General features: G+C 72.8%; 11 protein-coding genes. 6 read left to right on the top strand and 5 right to left on the bottom strand.

Annotation, left to right across the window (positions count from 1 at the left end):
• The first annotated feature begins 2 nt into the window (after window positions 1-2).
• Both M8C13_RS13080 and M8C13_RS13075 read left to right on the top strand, forming a co-directional pair.
• On the top strand, window positions 3-1,274 hold the full coding sequence (locus M8C13_RS13080) for a DUF58 domain-containing protein (RefSeq protein WP_252480809.1): 1,272 nt from the start codon (window positions 3-5) through the stop codon (window positions 1,272-1,274).
• Between the two features lie 10 nt (window positions 1,275-1,284).
• Window positions 1,285-3,759 (top strand): DUF3488 and transglutaminase-like domain-containing protein, encoded by a 2,475-nt coding sequence (locus M8C13_RS13075; protein WP_252480808.1) that lies wholly within the window; start codon window positions 1,285-1,287, stop codon window positions 3,757-3,759.
• Between the two features lie 19 nt (window positions 3,760-3,778).
• On the opposite strand, the gene M8C13_RS13070 is transcribed toward M8C13_RS13075, so the two are convergent.
• Window positions 3,779-4,435, bottom strand: coding sequence for a response regulator transcription factor (locus tag M8C13_RS13070; protein ID WP_252480807.1), 657 nt, complete (start codon window positions 4,433-4,435; stop codon window positions 3,779-3,781).
• A complete protein-coding gene (locus M8C13_RS13065) occupies window positions 4,387-6,258 on the bottom strand; it encodes a sensor histidine kinase (protein WP_252480806.1) in 1,872 nt (623 codons plus the stop codon). The genes M8C13_RS13070 and M8C13_RS13065 overlap by 49 nt, the downstream gene beginning before the upstream one ends.
• Window positions 6,259-6,446: 188 nt before the next feature.
• On the opposite strand from M8C13_RS13065, the gene M8C13_RS13060 reads away from it, so the two are divergent.
• Genes M8C13_RS13060 through M8C13_RS13045 form a run of 4 tightly spaced genes read left to right on the top strand, consistent with a single transcriptional unit; the run spans window position 6,447 to window position 14,405 of the window.
• Entirely contained in the window at window positions 6,447-7,376 is a 930-nt protein-coding gene (locus M8C13_RS13060) for an ABC transporter ATP-binding protein (RefSeq protein WP_252480805.1), read from the top strand.
• A complete protein-coding gene (locus tag M8C13_RS13055) occupies window positions 7,373-8,113 on the top strand; it encodes an ABC transporter permease (protein ID WP_252480804.1) in 741 nt (246 codons plus the stop codon). The genes M8C13_RS13060 and M8C13_RS13055 overlap by 4 nt, the downstream gene beginning before the upstream one ends.
• 29 nt (window positions 8,114-8,142) lie before the next feature.
• Window positions 8,143-11,112 (top strand): NACHT domain-containing NTPase, encoded by a 2,970-nt coding sequence (locus M8C13_RS45060; RefSeq protein WP_305883952.1) that lies wholly within the window; start codon window positions 8,143-8,145, stop codon window positions 11,110-11,112.
• 2 nt (window positions 11,113-11,114) lie between these two features.
• Window positions 11,115-14,405, top strand: coding sequence for an NACHT domain-containing NTPase (locus tag M8C13_RS13045; protein WP_252480803.1), 3,291 nt, complete (start codon window positions 11,115-11,117; stop codon window positions 14,403-14,405).
• Between the two features lies 1 nt (window position 14,406).
• Here M8C13_RS13045 and M8C13_RS13040 read toward each other — a convergent pair whose 3' ends face one another.
• From M8C13_RS13040 to M8C13_RS13030, 3 genes are all read right to left on the bottom strand, one after another.
• The gene (locus M8C13_RS13040; protein WP_252480802.1) at window positions 14,407-17,169 is read right to left on the bottom strand and encodes an aminotransferase class V-fold PLP-dependent enzyme; all 2,763 of its coding nucleotides are present in this window, start codon (window positions 17,167-17,169) and stop codon (window positions 14,407-14,409) included.
• Window positions 17,166-17,669, bottom strand: a complete 504-nt coding sequence (locus tag M8C13_RS13035; RefSeq protein WP_252480801.1) for a hypothetical protein — start codon at window positions 17,667-17,669, stop codon at window positions 17,166-17,168. The genes M8C13_RS13040 and M8C13_RS13035 overlap by 4 nt, the downstream gene beginning before the upstream one ends.
• A 461-nt stretch (window positions 17,670-18,130) precedes the next feature.
• Window positions 18,131-18,538 (bottom strand): DUF3040 domain-containing protein, encoded by a 408-nt coding sequence (locus tag M8C13_RS13030; RefSeq protein ID WP_185008604.1) that lies wholly within the window; start codon window positions 18,536-18,538, stop codon window positions 18,131-18,133.
• Between the last annotated feature and the right edge of the window lie 111 nt (window positions 18,539-18,649).

Here is an 18,649-nt window from a genome sequence, read left to right as displayed (position 1 = left end):
CCATGGGCGTGTTGGCGGGACTGACCACCAGGGGCCGATGCCTGCTCGCCGCCGGACTCGCCGCCGCCCTGTGCGCGCTGCTGCTCGACGAACGTGACCTGCTGCGGATCGCGGTGTTCGTGGTCGCGCTGCCGATCATCGCCGCGGTGATGGCGGCCAACGCCCGGATCGGCCTGGCCGCGCTGCGCCACCTGGTGCCGGAGCGGGTGCCGGTGGGCACCAGTTCCGAGGTGCGCCTGGAGGTGCGCAGCTCGGGACGGCTGCCCGCGGGCGGGCTGATGCTGGAGGACGGCGTGCCCTACGCCCTGGGCAACAAGCCGAGGTTCGTGGTGGAGCGGCTGCCCCGGCGCAGCGCCGCGGTGCTGCGCTACCCGCTGCAGCCGGTGATGCGCGGCGTGCACCAGCTGGGCCCGCTGCGGGCCAGGGTCACCGACCCGTTCGGGCTGGCCGAGTTCGAGCGCGAGCTCGGCGGGCGCAGCAGGCTGGTGGTAGTGCCCAAGGTGGTCGCGCTGACCGGGCTGCCGCACGGCTCCGGCATGGGCGCCGGCGATGACGGCGCGGTGCGGCTGCGGGCCGGGCAGGGCGAGGACGACGCGATCATCCGGCAGTACCGGCACGGCGACGACCTGCGCAAGGTGCACTGGAAGTCGACCGCGCGGCGGGACGAGCTGATGGTGCGGGTGGAGGAGAGCCCGTGGCACGGCGGCGTCTCGGTGCTGCTGGACACCAGGGCCGACGCGCACCGCGGCAACGGCCCCACCTCCAGCCTGGAGTGGGCCATCTCGCTGGCCGCGAGCATCTGCCTGCACCTGCACAAACACGGCCAGCACGTGCGGCTGTGCACCGAGGAGGGCGTGCTGCTGGCCGGCGGCTCCGCCTCGGCCGGGCTCAGCGACGTGCCGGTGCTGGACGCGCTGGCCGCGCTGCACCCGGCGCACCGCGCGCAGCTGGCGGTCACCGGCGACCCCGGCGCGGGCCGGGAGATGATCGCGGTGCTGGGCGATGTGACCCCGGCCGCGGTGGCCGAGCTGGTGCGCTTCCGGCCGCGCGGGGTGCGCAGCCTCGCGGTGCTGCTGGACGTCAACGGGTGGGCCAGCGCGCGCGAGGAGCGGGGCGCCGACCCGCAGGACGCGCTGCGGCTGCTCACCTCGGCCGGCTGGGGCGCGGTGGTGGCCCGGCCGGAGCAGGGCATGGCCGCGGTGTGGTCGCTGCTGTGCAACACCGTGCCGGAACGGATGTCCAGCGGCCACGTGGCCGGCGCTGGGCCGTGGTGAGCGAGGGCTGATGGTGAACAGGCGGAGGGCGGTGGCCGCTCCGGTCGGCTGGACCGGGCCGGTGGTGCCCAGTGCCGCGGGACTGGCCGTGCTGACCGCGGCCACCTCGCTGTCCGGGGTCATCGACGGGGTGCGCTGGCTGGTGTTCGTCGCGGTCACCGTGGCGGTGATCGCGGGCACCGGGATCGCGCTGCGCTCGGTCCGCACGCCGACGCCGCTGGTCGCGCTCGGCCAGTTCGTCGGCCTGCTGTGCTTCCTGACCGCGGTGTTCACCCGCAGCGGCCTGCTGGTGGTGCTGCCCGGCCCGGCCGCGCTCAGCGACCTGATCGGGGTGCTGCGGCAGGCGATGGCCCAGGTGCAGACCGGGGTGCCGCCGGTGACCGCGACCGCGGCGATGCTGTGCCTGGTGTGCGTGGCGATCGGCCTGGTCGCGATCGTGGTGGACACCCTCGCGGTGGCCGCCGCCGCGCCCGCGGCCTCCGGACTGGTGCTGTTGTGCGTGTACGCGGTGCCCGCCTCACTGGCCGACGAGCTGCTGCCCTGGTGGTCCTTTGCCGCCGGCGCGGCCGGGTTCGCGCTGCTGCTGGTCATCGACGAACGTCAGCGGCACCGGCTGTGGCGGGGCAGGCTCGGCCTGCCCGCGCTGCGCTCGGGGGACGGCTCGGCGCACGCCGCGGTCGGGGTGGCCTCGGCCGCGGTGGTGATCGCGCTGTTCGCCGGCGCGGTGCTGACCATGGTCGGCACCGCGGGCAGGCTGCCCGGCGGGGGCGCGGCCGACGCGACCGCCTCGATCGGGCTCAACGCGTTCACCTCGCTGCGCGGGCACCTGGAGCGGGACCGCAACATCGAGATGTTCCGGGTGCGCGGGCTGCCGGACCGGCCCCCGTACCTGCGGGTGATGACGCTGAGCAAGTACGACGCGCAGCGCGGCTTCGAGGTCGACCCGCAGCTGGACGGGCAGCCGACCAGGGGTGAGCTGGCGCTGCCGCCGGGGACGGACCGGCGGCGGCTGCTCGCCGAGGGCAAGCAGATCGAGGTCGACATCGAGACCGTCGGCTTCCTCGACCCGTGGCTGCCGGTCTACGGCGTGCCGCTGATGTTCTCCAACATCGCGGACAACTGGAGCTACGACCCGACCGCGGGCATCGTGCACGCGCCCAACCGGCAGAGCCCTGGCCGGTACCTGCAGGCCTCGATCCTGCCCGACCCGACGGCGGAGGCCATGCGCGCCGCACCGGGCGGGCGGTCCCGCAACGCCGCGCTGATCGGCGAGCGCTACTACGACCACAGCGTGGACCCGCAGGTGGAGTCGCTGGCCAGGCAGGTCACCAGGAACGCGGGCACCGACTACGACAAGGCGCTGGCGCTGCGCAACTTCCTGGCCAAGGACGGCGGGTTCAAGTACCAGCTGCGCACCGAGGGCACCGGCCAGGGCGACCCGCTGGTGGACTTCCTGTTCAACGGCAAGACCGGCTACTGCGAGCAGTTCGCCTCCTCGATGGTGGCCATGCTGCGCTCGGTGCAGGTGCCCGCCAGGGTCGCGGTCGGGTTCACCCCCGGCTTCGCCAGCGGCAACTACCGGACGATCACCACCAACGACGCGCACGCCTGGGTCGAGGTGTTCTTCAACGGCCTCGGCTGGATCCCGTTCGACCCGACCCCGCTGCCGGACAGCCGCGGCAGCACCGCCCCCTACGAGCAGCCCAACCCCGGCGACGAGGGCAACTCGGCGCTGCCCAGCACGGCCGCCCGGCCCACCACGGTCGCGCCGACCACCACCGTGAACCCCGGCCAGAACCCGAACAACGACACCCAGCAGAACAACGACCGGGACGACACCATCCTGCCGCTGTGGGTGTGGTTCACCTCCGGCCCGCTGCTGCTGCTCGCGCTGGCCGCCGCCGCCCGCGGCGCCGCGGTCACCCAGGCCCGCAGGCGGGAACGCCAGGCCGGGGTGCTCTCCAACGGCAAGGAGCCGCCGGAGCTGTGGTGGGGCCTGGCCGCGCTGGCCGGTGGCGCCGCGGTGCTGATACCGCTGTGGCACCTGGTGCATCCCGCGCTGTGGTGGACCCTGTTCACGCTGGGCCTGGCCGGGGTCGCACTGGCGGTGCCGTCCTGGCTGCGCCGCTACCTGCGGGACCGCCGCCTGCACGCGGTCGCGGTCGGCGGGCCGGACGCGGCGGGCGCGGCCTGGCAGGAGCTGATGGCGGCCTCGGTGGACCGGGGCGCGGCGGTGGCCGGCACGGAGACGGTGCGCGCGGCGGCCAGGAAGCTGGTGCGCGAGCACAAGCTGGACGAGCGGGGCCAGAACGGCCTGCGCACGATCATCGGCGCGGTGGAGCGGTCCTGGTACGGCGGCGCGGAACGGCCGGAGCCGGAGCTGTTCGCCGCGGTGCGCCAGGTCCTGGACAGCCTCACCGCGAACTCCCCGCTGGGCTGGCGCTCGCGCCTGTTCCCGCCTTCGGTCCTGCGCCCCGCCCGCTGACCCCGCCCGCGCGTCGCGGTCAGGCTCCGGCCACACCCTGCAGGTAGGCGAGCACGGCCAGCACCCTGCGGTTGTCATCGTCGGAGGGCGCCAGGCCGAGCTTGCCGAAGATGCTCGCGGTGTGCTTGCCCACCGCGCCCTCGCTGACGAACAGCCGGGCCGCGATGGCGGCGTTGGAGCGGCCCTGCGCCATCAGCTCCAGCACCTCGCGCTCGCGCGGGGTCAGCCGGTCCACGCCGGAGCGGCGCGGGGAGCTGTCCAGCAGCTTGGCGATGACCTCCGGGTCCATCACGGTGCCCCCGGCGGCGACCCTGCGGACCGCGTCGACGAACTGCTCGGCGTTGAACACCCGGTCCTTGAGCAGGTAGCCGATCGCGCCGGTGCCGTCGGCCAGCAGCTCCCTGGCGTAGAGCTGCTGCACGTGCTGGGAGAGCACCAGGATCGGCAGTCCCGGGGTCTCGGCGCGGGCGGTTAGGGCGACCTGCAGGCCCTCGTCGGTCTGGGTCGGGGGCAGCCGGACGTCGACCACGGCCACGTCCGGGCGGTGCTCGGTGAGCGCGGCGCGCAGCTCGGGGCCGGTCTCCACCGCGGCGACCACCTCGAAGCCGTGCGCGGTGAGCAGGTGGGTCAGGCCGTCTCGGAGGAGGTAGAGGTCCTCGGCGAGGACAACGCGCACGGGATCTCCAGGCGGACCGTCGTGGGACCGCCCGGCGGGCTGTCCAGGGTGAGCTGACCGTCGAATGGTGCCAGCCTGCGCCGGATGCCCCGCAACCCGCTGCCCTTGGCCGGGTCCGCGCCGCCACACCCGTTGTCCACCACGGTGATGCGCAAGGTATCCGCGTTGTATACGAGCTGTACGACGACCTCGGTCGCCTCCGCGTGCCGGACCGCGTTGGTCATCGCCTCGCACACCGCGAAGTAGGCCGCGGACTCCACCGGCGGCTCGAACCGGCCGGGCAGCGCGCCCTCCACCCGCACCGGCAGCGCGGCGTCCAGCGCGACCGAGCGGATCGCCTCGGCCAGGCCGCGTTCGGCCAGCACCGGCGGGTGGATGCCGGCCACCAGCTCGCGCAGCTCGGTCAGCGCGGCCGAGGAGGAGGCCAGCGCCTGGTCCAGGATTTCCTTGGCGCGCACCGGATCGGTGTCCACCAGCGCCCTGGCCGCGCCGAGGTTCAGGCCCAGCGCGACCAGCCGGGCCTGCGCGCCGTCGTGCAGGTCGCGTTCGATCCGGCGCAGCTCGGCGGCCTGGCTGTCCACCGCCTCGCTGCGGCTCTCGGTCAGCCCGCGTACCCGCCGGGCGAGCAGCGCGGCCTTGGTCGGCGCGAGCAGCCAGGCGCACCAGCGGCCGTAGGCCAGCAGCAGTGTGGGCGCGGTGTACACAGCGAGTACCGCCACCGGCAGCCCGATCAGCGGGCCGAGGGTGCGGAAAAGGGTGGTCGGCACCGGGTCCCACGGCAGCCACTGGTACATCGTGGGCAGCATGTCCCGGCCGAAGAACAGCGACAGCACCGGCGAGACCACCACCGGCAGCCACACCCCGAGCAGGAACCCGCCGGTGGCCGCCAGCGGCGGCAGCAGCACCAGCACCGGGGCCACGATGGTGTTGGCCAGCAGCCACAGCAGGTCCCGCCAGACGGCCCGGTCGGTCATCACCCAGCTGTAGCGGCGCATCCGCCGCACCGGCGCGTCGGTGCTGAACAGCTGGTTGCCGAAGCGGTACTTGCCGCCGGGCTCCGGCCGGGGCGGCAGCGGCGCGGGCAGGTACGGGTCCGGGATCTCGATGCCCGCCCACTCGCGCAGCAGGCGGCGGTGCAGGTCGGTGAACTGCCGGGTGTACTCCACCAGCGGCGGCCACCAGAACTGCCAGGTGCCGAACACGTGGTGGAGGACGAACCCGGCCAGGTTGACCACCAGGATCGGCAGCCCGGCCAGCGCGAGCAGGCCGAGCAGGAACCCGCGCCAGGACGCCTCCCAGCAGTGGAAGAGCCGGTGCAGGAACCGGTTCGCGGCCGAGGGCTCGCGCGGACCGAGCATATGTGCGGTCCACCGGTTGTATACCTGAAGTGCACGCGGCCCGGCGAGCACCGTGCCGAGCACGGTCAGCGGCGCGAGCACCGGGTTGACCAGCAGCCAGCGCAGGTCCCGCCAGCTCGCCGGATCCTCGGAGACCCAGTCCAGGTGGTGGTTGACCCGCAGCCAGCGCCGCGACCGGTACAGCTGGTCCCGCCACCGGGAGAGCCCATCCGGTTCCGGTTCGGGCAGCGGCGGCCGGGAGCGGTAGGGCGGGGCGACGGTGGTCCCGGACCACCGGCTCACCGTGGCGCGCACCCGGTTGAGGAACGGGCGGCCGTGGCGCAGCCCCCACCCGTAGCAGAACACCAGCCCGAACATCGAGGGCAGGAAGCTCAGCAGCGCCACCACCAGCACGCCCAGCGCGGGTACCGCGAGCGCGAGCACCCAAAGCGCGCGGCCGAGGGCCGTGCCATACCGGCGGACCATCCGCGCACCTCCGTTCCCAGCCGGCCCAGTCTGACCGACCCGCCCCGGCGCGGGCGATGCGTCCAGGCACCGTGCTGGGGGTGGGGCTAGCCCAACCCCCAGTCGGGTCCCAGACGCATTCCGCGCAGGTCAGCGAGTTCCTAGCGTTTCGCGGTGTCAACAGCGGAACGAGAAGGGAGCTGGCGGAGATGCCGGTCATCGAGGTCGCGAACCTGCACAAGAGGTACGGCGACCGGGTCGCGGTCGCGGACGTGTCCTTCCGGGTCGAGCGCGGGGAGATCTTCGGGATCCTGGGCCGCAACGGCGCGGGCAAGACCACCACAGTGGAGTGCCTGACCGGGCTGCGCGTCCCGGACGGCGGCCGCCTGTCCGTGCTGGGCCTGGACCCGGCCACCGACGGCGACCGGCTGCGCCGCCGGGTCGGCGTGCAGCTCCAGGAGGCGGCGCTGCCGGACAAGCTGCGGGTCGGCGAGGCGGTCGAGCTGTACGCCTCCTTCTACCCGGACCCGGCCGATCCGGTCGCGCTGCTGGACACCCTCGGCCTGGCCGAGCACCGGCGCACCCCGTTCAAGAAGCTCTCCGGCGGCCAGAAGCAGCGGCTGTCCATCGCGCTGGCGCTGATCGGCAACCCGGAGATCGCGGTGCTGGACGAGCTGACCACCGGCTTGGACCCGCAGGCCCGCCGGGACACCTGGCGGCTGATCGAGCAGGTCCGCGAGCGCGGGGTGACCATCCTGCTGGTCACCCATTTCATGGCCGAGGCGGAGCACCTGTGCGACCGGCTCGCGGTGATCGAGGCGGGCCGGGTGGTCGCGGTGGACACTCCGGCCGGACTCGTGTCCACAGTGGACGGTGAGCAGCGGCTGACCTTCCGCCTCGACGGGGAACTCCCCGAGCACCTGCTGCGCGAGCTGCCCGAGGTGACCGGCCTGACCCGCCAGCACCGCGCGATCACCGTCTCCGGCAAGGGAAACCTGCTCAACGCCGTGGTCACCACGCTGGCCGCGCACCGGCTCACCCCGCTGGACCTGCGCGTCGAACAGTCCACTTTGGACGACGCTTTCCTGGCCCTCACCGGGGCCCCGCTCACCGACGACGAGAACGGAACCGACCGATGACCGCCCTGACCCGCCTGACCGTCACCGAAGCGCGCCTGTTCCTGCGCGATCCGGCCGCCGTGCTGCTCAGCCTCGGGCTCGGCCCGATCCTGCTGCTGGTCTTCGGCTTGACCCCGTTCTTCCGCGAGCCGCAGGCGGCCTACGGCGGCGCGCGGATCGTGGACTTCTACCTGCCCACCCTGATCACGATGTCGGTGGGCATGCTGGGCCTGAGCACGCTCTCCGGCAGCCTGGCCGGCTACCGCGAGCTGGGTGTGCTGCGCCGCCTGGCCACCACCCCGGTGCCGCCGATCCGGCTGCTGATCGCGCAGCTGCTGGTACAGCTGCTGATGGTCACCGTCGCCACCGTCCTGCTGATGGCGCTCGGCGGGATCGTGGCCGGCGTCCCGTTGCCCGGCAACCTCGTCGGGGCGCTGCTGGCCTTCCTGCTCACCACGCTCGCGATCTTCGGCCTCGGCCTGCTGATCGCCGCGGTCGCGCCCACCACCAAGGCCGCCCAGGGCATCGGCACCGTCGTCCTCTTCCCGCTGATGTTCCTGGCCGGGCTGTGGACGCCGGGCCCGCTGATGCCGGAGCTGGTCCGCCGGATCGGCGAGTTCAGCCCGCTCGGCGCGGGCACCCAGGCGATGCAGGCGGCCTGGTCCGGCAACTGGCCCAACCCGTTGCACCTGGCGGTGACGGCCGCCTTCGCCGCCGCGGCCCTCTTCGGTGCGGCAAAATTGTTCCGCTGGCAGTGACCGGCCGCTCACTCTGGATACCGTGAGGCGTGCGGAGAATCCTGAGCTACCGCGACGCGGTCCGGCTGCTCGACGGCGGCCAGAGTCCTGCCGTCACCTGGCTGGACCGCCTCGCCAGCGGCGCGATGCTGGCCGCCGCCCCCGGCGCCGAGGAGGTGCTGAGCTGGTTCGACGCCAAGTCCGACCTGGTCAGGCACGGCCACGACCTGGTCACCGGCCTGTCCGGGCGGCTGCGCGGCCTGCACCGCTTCGACCGCACCCAGCGCCTGGAAGCCGCGCACGCGATCATCGTCACCACCGCCTTCCTCACCGCCTGCGCCGACCTGCCGCTACCCGCCGCCAAGGGCCAGTCCCGCGGCTTCGACCAGGCTGTCCGCGACTTGCTCAGCACCCCGCTCCCGCTGCCCAGCCCGGAACACCCGTACGAGCACAACCTGGCCGCCCTGCGCGCCCACTACCGCACCCGTGCCGAAGCGCTGGCCGCGGAACTGCCCGCGCTGGCGATCTGGGACAGCTGGCACGAAACCCAGCGCGACCGGGTCCGCACCACGTTGCTGAAGTCGGTGCCGGACAACGCGGTCCGCCAGTACGAGGACCAGTTCCGCCAACTGGCCGCCGAGTGCCCGGAACTGGCCTGCTGGGCCAACCTGACCGACCACCAGGCCACCCGCGCCACCGTCAGCACCGGCCTGTCCGCCCTCGCCGCCCGCCTGGACGAGATCGCCACCGGCCGCCTGCCGGATGCCCGCCGCGCCGAGCTGGCCCGCCGCTACCAGGCCAAGCTGACCCGCCCGGTCCTCGGCGGCGACCTGCCCGCCCACCTGCGCATCCCAGCGCTGGAAAAGGCTTACGTGGACCCGGTTTTCCGGGTGCTGGCCGCCGAGGGCCGCACACCCGCGCACGAGCACGAGTGGCTCGACCTGCCCGACCGCACCGACATCCACGACTTCCTGACCGGTTACCTGACCAACCCGATCGCGGCGCAGCTCCCGCTGTTGGTGCTGGGCCAACCGGGTTCGGGCAAGTCCATGCTCACCTCGGTGCTGGCCGCCCGCCTGCCCGCCACCGACTTCCTGCCGGTGCGGGTCCCGCTGCGCGATGTGGCCGCGGAGAACGACATCCAGTCCCAGATCGAACAGGCCATCCGCGCCGACACCGGCGAATCCCTGTCCTGGCCCGCACTCTCGCGCTCGGCAGGCGACGCGCTGCCGGTGGTCCTGCTCGACGGCTTCGACGAGCTGTTGCAGGCCACCGGCGTCAGCCAGAGCAACTACCTGGAGAAGGTGCGCGAGTTCCAGGAACGCGAGTCCGACACCGGCCGCCCGGTCGCGGTCGTGGTGACCACCCGCACCTCGGTCGCCGACCGCGCCCGCATCCCCGACGGCAGCATCGCCCTGCGCCTGCAACCCTTCGACGAGCCCAGGGTCACCACCTGGCTCGACCGCTGGAACACCGCCAACACCGGCCCCGGCTTCACTCCCCTGCCCGCCGAAGTCGCCCTCCGCCACCCCGCCCTGTCCACCCAGCCCCTCCTGCTGCTGATGCTCGCCCTGTACCACTCCGAGGGCGGCGCGCTGACCGCCGAGGAAGGCCTGAGCGAGAGCGAGCTCTACGAACGCCTGCTGTTCCGCTTCGCCCGCCGCGAGGTGGTGAAGACCCAGGACGCCTTGCCCGACAAGGAGATCCGCCGCTCGGTGGAGGAGGAGCTGCGCCGCCTGTCCGTGGTCGCCTTCGGCATGTTCAACCGCGGCACTCAGTGGATCGCCGAGTCCGACCTGGACACCGACCTGGCCGCCCTCCCCGGCCCACCCCGCGAACCCGTTGCCGCACAAAGCCTGCAAGCCCGCCTGACCGAGGCCGAACAGACCCTGGGCCGCTTCTTCTTCATCCACCGCGCCGAAGCCAGCCGCGACAACCGCCGCCTGCGCACCTACGAGTTCCTGCACGCCACCTTCGGCGAATACCTGGTGGCCCGCTTCACCTGGAAGGTCCTGCAAGGCCTGGTGGCACAGGAAAAAGCCATCGCCGATGACCCTTACGCGACCACCGAGGTCAACGACGACCTCCTGCACGCGCTGATCTCCTTCCAGCCGCTCAGCACTCGCCGCCCGGTGCTCACCTTCCTGGCCGAACTGGCCGGCCGCCTCGACGAGCCAACCCGGCAGGCGACCGCCGACCTGCTCAACCGCCTGTTCCGCACGGCGCACCAGGAACGCGCCCAGCGCCGCCACGCCACCTACCGGCCGAGCCCGCGCGAGGTTCCGGCCCGGCACGCGGCCTATAGCGTGAACCTGTTGCTGCTCAACGTGATCGTCGACGACGAGGTGCCGGTCAGCGCGCCCGCCCGCTGGCACCAGGAGGCCCGTTTCTGGCACTCCCAGCTCGGCGGTCCGGGCTGGCTCAGCATCCTGGAAACCCTCACCGTCACCTACCGTTCCTCTGGCCAGGGACGCCAGGCCTGGGTGCGGTTGCGTAAGGCGAACGACCCGCCGCCGACAGTCGAACTGCCTGGCCTGTTCGGTGACCGTCCCGCCAGCGGGGGAACCTATGGCCACATCGATCAGGACCCGCAGCAGATCCAGCGCCGGAACCACCTGCTCGGCATGGAGGTCTTCCTGCTGCACGCGGTGGAGCCGCTATTGCGACACCTCGGTTCGGCGATCAACAAGTTGCCCTGTGTCAACGGCGTCATCGAGCCCTCTCCCGCGCGCCGGATCATGGACCTGTGGCTGCTCTCCGCCCGTCCGGTCAGACCCCAGGACCGGTTCGCGCTCTACCACCGGGCGTTCGACTACCTGGCGGCCAACCAAGACGACCTCACCGGCGAGGAGTATGACCTGTACCTAACGCTCATCCTGGAGCGGCTCGCCGCGGACACCGTCCTGGGCGTCGACGAACTTGTGGCACTGCGGGAACGCGCGCAGAAACGCCTCCGCGCCAGCCTGCCGAGCTTTGACCGCTGCCACCTCGTCATCAACAGCCTCCGACCGGGAGCGTGACCGTGCTGCGGACCCTGAGCTACGCCGACGCGGTGCGACTGCTGGGCGGCAAGGAAAGCAAGGCCGTCACCTGGCTGGACCGGATCACCGGCGCCGCCATGCTCGGCGCCGCGCCCGGGGTGGCGGAGGTGCTCGGCTGGTTCGACGCCAAGGCGGAGCTGGTGAAGCACGGCCATGATCTGGTCAACGGCCTCTCCGGCCGGATCCGCGGGCTGCACCGGTTCGACCGCTCCCAGCGACTGGAAGCGGCGCACGCGATCATCGTGACCCTGGCCTTCGTCGAGGCGTTCCAGGCGCTGCCGCACCGGCCGGATCCCAAGGAGCTGCTGGACAGCCGGGTCAGCACAACGGAACTGGTCCGCGAGCTGCTGCTCAGCGCCGCTCCCCTGCCGACTCCGCAGAGCCCGTACCGCGAGCACCTGCGCGCGCTCACCCTGTACTACCACGCGCAGGCCAACGCGCTGATCCTGTTCGTGATGGGGCTCGCGGTGTGGGACCGGTGGAACCAGACCGAACGCGACCGGTTCACCGCGCAGACCGAGGACCGGCTGGTCACCCAGGCGCTCGCGCGGTACCAGGAGCTGTTCCGGCAGCTCGCCGTCGAGTGCCCGGAACTGGCGTTCTGGGCCAACCTCACCGAGCACCAGGGCACCCAGGAGCTCATCCGCACCGGCCTGGTCCAGCTCCAGACGCAGCTGGCCGCGATCGCCACCGGCCGGGACCCGGACGCCCGGCGTGCCGAACTGGCCCGCGGCTACCAGGCCCAGCTGAACCGGCCGGTGGTCGAGCCCGACGAGCTGCCCGCCGACTTCCGCATCCCCGTCCTCGGCCAGGCCTACGTCGATCCGCTGTGCCGGGTAAGGGAAATCGCCGCGGGCGACACCCCGAGCCAGGAGCCGTGGTGGGAGGAAGTGCCGCTGCGGCACGACATCCAGGCCTTCCTGGCCGGTCACCTCACCTCCCCGCAGGCGGCCGAGCTGCCACTGCTGGTGCTCGGGCAGCCGGGGTCCGGCAAGTCGGTGCTGACCAAGGTGCTCGCGGCCCGGCTGCCCGCCACGGACTTCCTGCCGGTGCGGGTGCCGCTGCGCGAGGTGGCCACCGAGGTCGACGTGCAGACCCAGATCGAGCAGGCCGTCCGGCTCGGCACCGGGTACCGGCTGGACTGGCCGGAGCTGGCGGGCTCGGCGGGGGACGCGCTGCCGGTGGTGCTGCTGGACGGGTTCGACGAGCTGCTGCAGACCACCGGCGTCAGCCAGAGCGACTACCTGGAGCGGGTCCGCGCGTTCCAGCAGCGCGAGGCGGCGCAGGGCCGCCCGGTCGCGGTGGTGGTGACCACCCGCACCACGGTCGCCGACCGCGCTCGTATACCGCATGGATGCGTGGCGCTGCGGCTGGAACCCTTCGACGAGCCGAGGGTGTCCCGCTGGCTGGCGCACTGGCAGGCCAGCAACTCCGGCTCCCGGTTCCGCCTCACCACCCAGACCGCGATGCGCTATCCCGCGCTGGCCACCCAGCCGCTGCTGCTGCTGATGCTCGCCATCTACGACGCCGACGGCGGCGACCTGCGCGAGGCCCAACTGCGCGAGAGCGACCTGTATGACCGGCTGCTGCACCGGTTCGCGCTGCGCGAGGTGCGCAAGACCCGCGCCGGACTGCCCGAGCCGGAGCTGCGGGCCGCGGTGGAGCAGGAGCTGCGACGGCTGTCCGTGGTGGCCTTCGGCATGTTCAACCGCGGCCAGCAGTGGATCACCGAACCCGACCTGGACGCGGACCTGGCCGCCCTGCTCGGCGTCAGGAGCGGCCCGCTGACCGGCGCGCGCACCCCGCTCGGTCCCGCGGAGTCCACGCTGGGCCGGTTCTTCTTCATCCACCGGGCCGAGGCCCAGCGCGACGACCGGCGGCTGCGCACCTACGAGTTCCTGCACGCCACCTTCGGCGAGTACCTGGTCGCCCGCCTCACCTGGCAGGCCCTGCACGGCCTCAACGCGATGGCCCAGGCCGCGGCGGCCAACCCGCTGGCGGTGGTCCCGCTCAACGACGGTTTCCCGCACGCCCTGCTCGCGCACACCCCGCTGAGCAGCCGCCGCCCCGTGCTGACCTTCCTCACCGAGCTCGCCGAGGCCACCGCACCCGACCTCCGCAGCCAGCTGGTCATCCTGCTCATCCGGCTGTACCGCGACGCCCCCGGCACGCACCCGACCCGCAGCCACGGCGACTACCAGCCCCGCCCGATGACCGTCCCCGCCCAGCACGCAGCCTACCGCGCAAACCTGTTGCTGCTCACGGTGATCACCAAGGGCACGCTGCGCGCCAGCGAGCTCTACGGCGAGGCGGAGGAGGAGCCGGGGGTGGTGCGGCACTGGCAGAGTGACACCCTGCTGTGGCGCTCCCAGCTCAGCAGCGAGGACTGGACCGGCCTGGTGGAAAGCCTCGCCCTCACCCGCACCTGGCGCGGCCCTCGCCGCGACCTGGAGTTGCGCTTGGACGACGGCGGCTTCACCCCGCCCGCTCTCGACCTCACCTGGTCGACCCATCGCCCGCAGGGGATCCACCCCCTTTCCACCGGCGTCCAGTTCGTCAACCAGACCCCGCGGGCGCAGCGCCGCACGCTGCACTTCCTGTGCGGCAACGAGGACATCAACCTGCACGTGCTGGAACCGCTGTTCGACCACCTGGAGCCGTTCTACGCCCTGTACCCCGTCGCGGACGGCAAGCTCCTGCCCACCCGCCCCCGCGCCGTGCTCGACCTGCTGACCCTGCCCTACCGGCACACCGCCGAGGACCGCGCCGCCCAGTACCAGCGCTGCCTCCGCTCGATCACCGCCCTGCCCGGCGAACCGGACTCTCCGGACCGCCTGGCCAGCCTCGACCTCGTGCTGACCCTGATGGCCGCCGACCCTGGCTCCCCACTCCCCCTGGCCGCCCAGCTACTCGCCGAGCTGACCACTCACCTGTCCCGCCTCCCGCACCGCGCCACCACTCTGGAACGCCGAGCCCTGCGCCACGCCCTCACCCTGCTCACCCGCCCCGAACCGCCCACCCCGGAGCTGATCGCCGCCCTGACCAGCCTGATCGCCGACGCCCTGACGAACGACCCCACTCCCCTGGCGCTGGAAGCCCTGGTCACGCTGCTCGAACGCGAACCAGCCACCAACCCGTACCCGCTGGCTGACCTGGACCCCGAGACCTGGACCGAGCTGACCACGGTCCGCCCGGACCTCGGCCACCGCGCGCACAACGTCTGGCTCCGCCTCCTCGGCGGTGACGTCCCCTGGCCGCACGCCACCCCATGAGCTAGTGCCGCACGGCCTCGGACGTCTGGAGCTCGCGGCCGTGGCTGACCACGAGGTCGAGGACGGCTTCCACGTCCTCACGAGTGCTGGCCGGATTGATCGTGCACAGGCGGAGCACCACCGCGCCGCGCACGCGGGTGGTCAGCACCAGGCCGTCCCCACCCGCGCAGACGGCGCGGCTGATCCGCTGCTGCGCGCGGTCGCCGTCCCAGTCGGCGGGGACCCGGCGCGGGCGGTAGGCGAAGGTGAGCACGCAAAGGCTGGGCGGGGTGACCAGACGCAGCTCGGGATGGGCCCGGATCAGGGTGCCCGCGTGTTCGGCGAGGTCGATGCCGCGCTCGATGGTGTCCCGGAAGGCCGCCGCGCCGAAGGTCTTCAACGACAGCCACAGTTTCAGCGCCCGCAGCCCCCGGCTCTGCTGGGGACCGTGGTCGGAGAGGTTGGTCTCGGTGCCGGGCGCGTGGGCGGGGTCGAGGTAGGCGTTGTCGAGGGCGTGGCGCGCCAGGCTGAAGGTGGCGGGCAGCAGTTCGGGCCTGCGCAGCAGGACACAGCCGATCTCGTACGGCTGGAAGAGCCACTTGTGCGGGTCGACGGTGAGCGAGTCGGCCCGGCCCAGCGCGGCGCGCAGGTGCCGGCCGCGGCTGGTGGCGGCCACGGCGGCGCCGAACGCGCCGTCGACGTGCAGCCACAGGCCCTCGCGCTCGCACAGGTCCGCGAGCTCGGCGAGCGGGTCGATGGCGCCCGTGCCGGTGGTGCCGAGGGTGGCGATGACGGCGAAGGGCCGGTGCCCCCGGTCCCGGTCGCGGCTGATCTGCTCGGCGAGCGCGGCGGGGTCGAGCCGCAGCTGTTCGTCAGCGGGCAGGACGTGCAACTGGTCGCGGGTCAGGCCGATCAGGTGCGCTGCGCGGGCCACCGAGGGATGGGCCTGAGTGGAGCAATACAGGCGTCCCCGCTCGCGGTGGCCGTCGAGATGCTGGTCCCTGGCCACGGCCAGGGCGGTCAGGGTGGCCACGGACCCGCCGCTGACAAAGAGTCCGCCGTGGCCCGCGGGGAGACCGAGCAGTGCCTTGAGCCAGTTCAGCGTGGTCAGTTCGAGCTGGGTGGGGCCCGCGCCGACAAACCAAGCGCCGGGGACGGAGAGGTAGGCGGCGGCGAGCGCGTCGGCCAGCACCGCGGGGAAGTTCCCGGTGGCCGGCACGAAGGCGAAGCTGCGCGGGTGGTCCAGCCGGGTGGCCTCGGCCAGCGCCTGCTCGGTGACCTGGTCGAGCAGGGCGGGCAGGTCGTCGACGCCGTGTTCGGGCAGCGGCTCGTCCAAGACCGCGCGCAGGACTTCAGGGGCCGGGACGTGCCAGGCCGGGCGGTCCCCGGTGGTGGAGACCCGCTTGATGATCAGCTCGATCGCATGCCTGCCCGCCCGACGCATGTCCGCCTCGCCCATGCGCAGCGGCGGGAGCGAGCTGGTGGCCCCACGACACCGTAGCTGGAAGGACCTGATCCAGCTCAGCGCCTCGGCACTGGGGCGCGGCCGGGGTTCCCTGGCGGCGACCGGCCGGCTGAACTGGAGCAGACCGATCTCCTCACCAGCCCAGATCGGCCCCGGCCCCGCGATGGCCCACCACACGGCCTCCCCCGCCGTGACGTCGGTGAGCCGGTCCGGACCGGGAAGAGGGTCGCGGCCGTCGGCTCGGTAGTGCCCCGAGGGCGGGACCTCGGACAGGGTGAGGTCGGCGGGGGCGTGCACAACGAGCTGGCTGTACCGCGATCCGGCCGGGTAGGTCCGGCCCGAGGTGGGCGGCAGCGCCGGGGCGAGGAAGGCGAGCATGTGCAGGCCCAGCGCCGGGAGCAGCCCGCAGTCGCTCTCCACGGCCTGGACGAGTGAGACCACGGTCTGGAACCGCGGGTTGACCTCGATGGCCAGCAGCCGGCCGGAGTCGGCCACCAGGTCCAGCCCGAACATGCCGCGGAAACCCCTGGCCCGCAACAGTTCACCGACCCGCCAGGCGGCGAGCCTGGCCTGCCGGTAGAGATCGCCGGGCAGTTCGTCGGGCGCGACCAACTGGTTGCCGCAGTGTGAACCCCAGGCCGCGGCCAGTTCCGGCAGGCCGACCAGCTGGTGCGAGACCGCCGAGACGACGGTGCGGTCACCGCCGGCGCAGGCCGTGACGGTCAGCGAGATCCCCGGGTGGAACCGGCTCAGCTTGATCGGCTGGTCCGGCCACTCGGCCAGGCAGTCCCGCAGGTCCGCGACCGAGTCGAGGACGCGGGTGCCGTGGCCGATGAGGTTGTTCTCCCGGCGCTGGGCGACCGTCCTCGGCCACTCCGGGTGCCAGTACGCCGAGGCGGCCATGCGGTCGCGCGCCGGCACGACGACCGACTCCGGGCTGGCCACCCCCGCCCTGGCGAACAACCCGACGGCGGCGATCTTGTCCGCGGCCCAGGCGGTCAGCTCGGGCGCGGGCGCGAGCAGGCGGTAGCCGTGGGTGCCCGCCCAGGTGCGGGCGTTGTCGCCGTGTTCGGGCGCGAAGGACACGCAGACGCGGCGCTGGTCAGCCACCGCAGGAGGCAGGTGGCCGGGCGGCGGCGTGGGCAGCGGCTGGAACGCCGAGACCTGCTCGTGCCGGAGCCAGCCGGGCGACGGCTGGCACGAGGCGTAGACGAACGGACAGTGGTCCAGCCACACGGCCTCGTCGACCAGCTGGCCCAGCAGGCGCAGCCCGGCCCCGGCCTCAACCCCCTCGATGTCGCCAAGGGGCGCGCCGGTCACCGGAGGATGGTCAGCGTGTCCAGCCCGCTCACCCTGGACACTCCCTCGCCCAGCGCCGCGGTGAGGTCCAGCTCGGGCAGCACGACCACGCTCTGTGCCAAGGCCCCCCGGAACAGACCGTCGGTGACGGTGCCAAAAGCCGTGACCACGATGCTGCCGTTCACCTTGGCGACCACGTTCCTCGCCCAGTGCACGGTGCTGCCGCGCCCGGTGTTCCAGTGGTAGGTGGCCTCCGCGGTCGGGATGGTCACCGCGACCGCGCTGGTCGTCTCGGTCGACTCACCGGAGCCGCGCGCCGAGGAGACGCCACCGAGCAGGCAGGTGCCGAACTCCTCGACGAACCTGATCGTGGTCGGCCGCGAGGTCAGCGTCAGCGGCGGATCGAAGGTGAGTGTCTGCGTCCCCAGACACTGCGACACGCCAAGCCGCGGCAGGGCCTCAGCGGGAGCCGCCGCCAGGACGCCGAGCACACCCGCCAGCGCCACCGCCGTGACACCCATCAGCCCACGCGTCCAAGACCACCGAACCACGGCCGCACCTCCACAAGTCCCCTGTGAGGCGCCCACTGTGGCCGACTACCCCATCAAGGTCAATCGACACACCCGAACGGTCCAAGGACGCCAACCGGACGCGTCCCGCAGGCCGCCAGAACCAGCGATCTGGGCACTGGTTAGGTTGGCCGGTCGGTCGAGCAGCAACGCCAAACCTGGGCCGCACCGCCGTTGCCGTTCGCCGCGAATCTTGGTCAGCTGGCCGGATCGCGGCGTTCTCGATTCGCCGTGGCTCCCGCTCACAGCCGGGCTCGGCGGAGCACTCGTGTTCGCCCGGCAACTCATGGCACCGGTGACGGGGCTAGCGGGGCTGGACATGACTCAGCGGGGCGTCCGCTCCCTGGCTGCTGGGAGGTGACGCCCCGCTGGGTGGTCTGGCTAGCTGGTGGTGGTGATGGTGGTGGCTGCGATCAGTGTTGATCACCGTCGTCGAAACGGCGGCGGAAACGCTCTTCCATCCGCTGAGAGAACGAACTCCGCCGCGGCGTGGCCGACCGCTGTTGTGGCGATCCACCTTCCTCGGCGGCTGGGTCTGTCTTGTTCGTGGCGGACAGACCCCACACGGCGCCGACGAACATCAGCAGGAAGCCGACGACGCTCAGCACCGGGATTTCGGCCGGTCGCAATACGGGCAAGATCACACCGACAACGAGCAGCAACAGGCCCACCACGAACACCGCAAGCCCCTGTAGGCGTCGCCGTCGAGATGGCCTTCGCAACCGAGCGCCGCGCACGGTGGAGGCGAACTTGGGGTCCTCGGCGTAGAGCGCGCGCTCGATCTGGTCGAGCAGTCGCTGCTCGTGCTCGGAGAGTGGCATGGCTCCTCCTCCGGCACAGCTTGTAGCGGGCGCCGGGCTTCAGCGGTTCCGCCGGACCCGGCGGGCGCCCCGCGTGGGGCGTCACCTTGAGAATACGATCCGTGCGACGCC

Origin of the sequence: Crossiella sp. SN42, assembly GCF_023897065.1 — a bacterium.
In the GTDB taxonomy this organism is placed as follows: domain Bacteria; phylum Actinomycetota; class Actinomycetes; order Mycobacteriales; family Pseudonocardiaceae; genus Crossiella.
This window is presented reverse-complemented; position numbering and strand designations above follow the sequence as displayed.

What these genes read in the sequence shown, in the direction of transcription:
- M8C13_RS13030 (WP_185008604.1), bottom strand. Translation starts at nt 18,538, where the DNA reads ATGCCACTCTCCGAGCACGAGCAGCGACTGCTCGACCAGATCGAGCGC.
- M8C13_RS13075 (WP_252480808.1), top strand. Translation starts at nt 1,285, where the DNA reads ATGGTGAACAGGCGGAGGGCGGTGGCCGCTCCGGTCGGCTGGACCGGG.
- M8C13_RS13055 (WP_252480804.1), top strand. Translation starts at nt 7,373, where the DNA reads ATGACCGCCCTGACCCGCCTGACCGTCACCGAAGCGCGCCTGTTCCTG.
- M8C13_RS13060 (WP_252480805.1), top strand. Translation starts at nt 6,447, where the DNA reads ATGCCGGTCATCGAGGTCGCGAACCTGCACAAGAGGTACGGCGACCGG.
- M8C13_RS13035 (WP_252480801.1), bottom strand. Translation starts at nt 17,669, where the DNA reads ATGGGTGTCACGGCGGTGGCGCTGGCGGGTGTGCTCGGCGTCCTGGCG.
- M8C13_RS13065 (WP_252480806.1), bottom strand. Translation starts at nt 6,258, where the DNA reads ATGGTCCGCCGGTATGGCACGGCCCTCGGCCGCGCGCTTTGGGTGCTC.
- M8C13_RS13080 (WP_252480809.1), top strand. Translation starts at nt 3, where the DNA reads ATGGGCGTGTTGGCGGGACTGACCACCAGGGGCCGATGCCTGCTCGCC.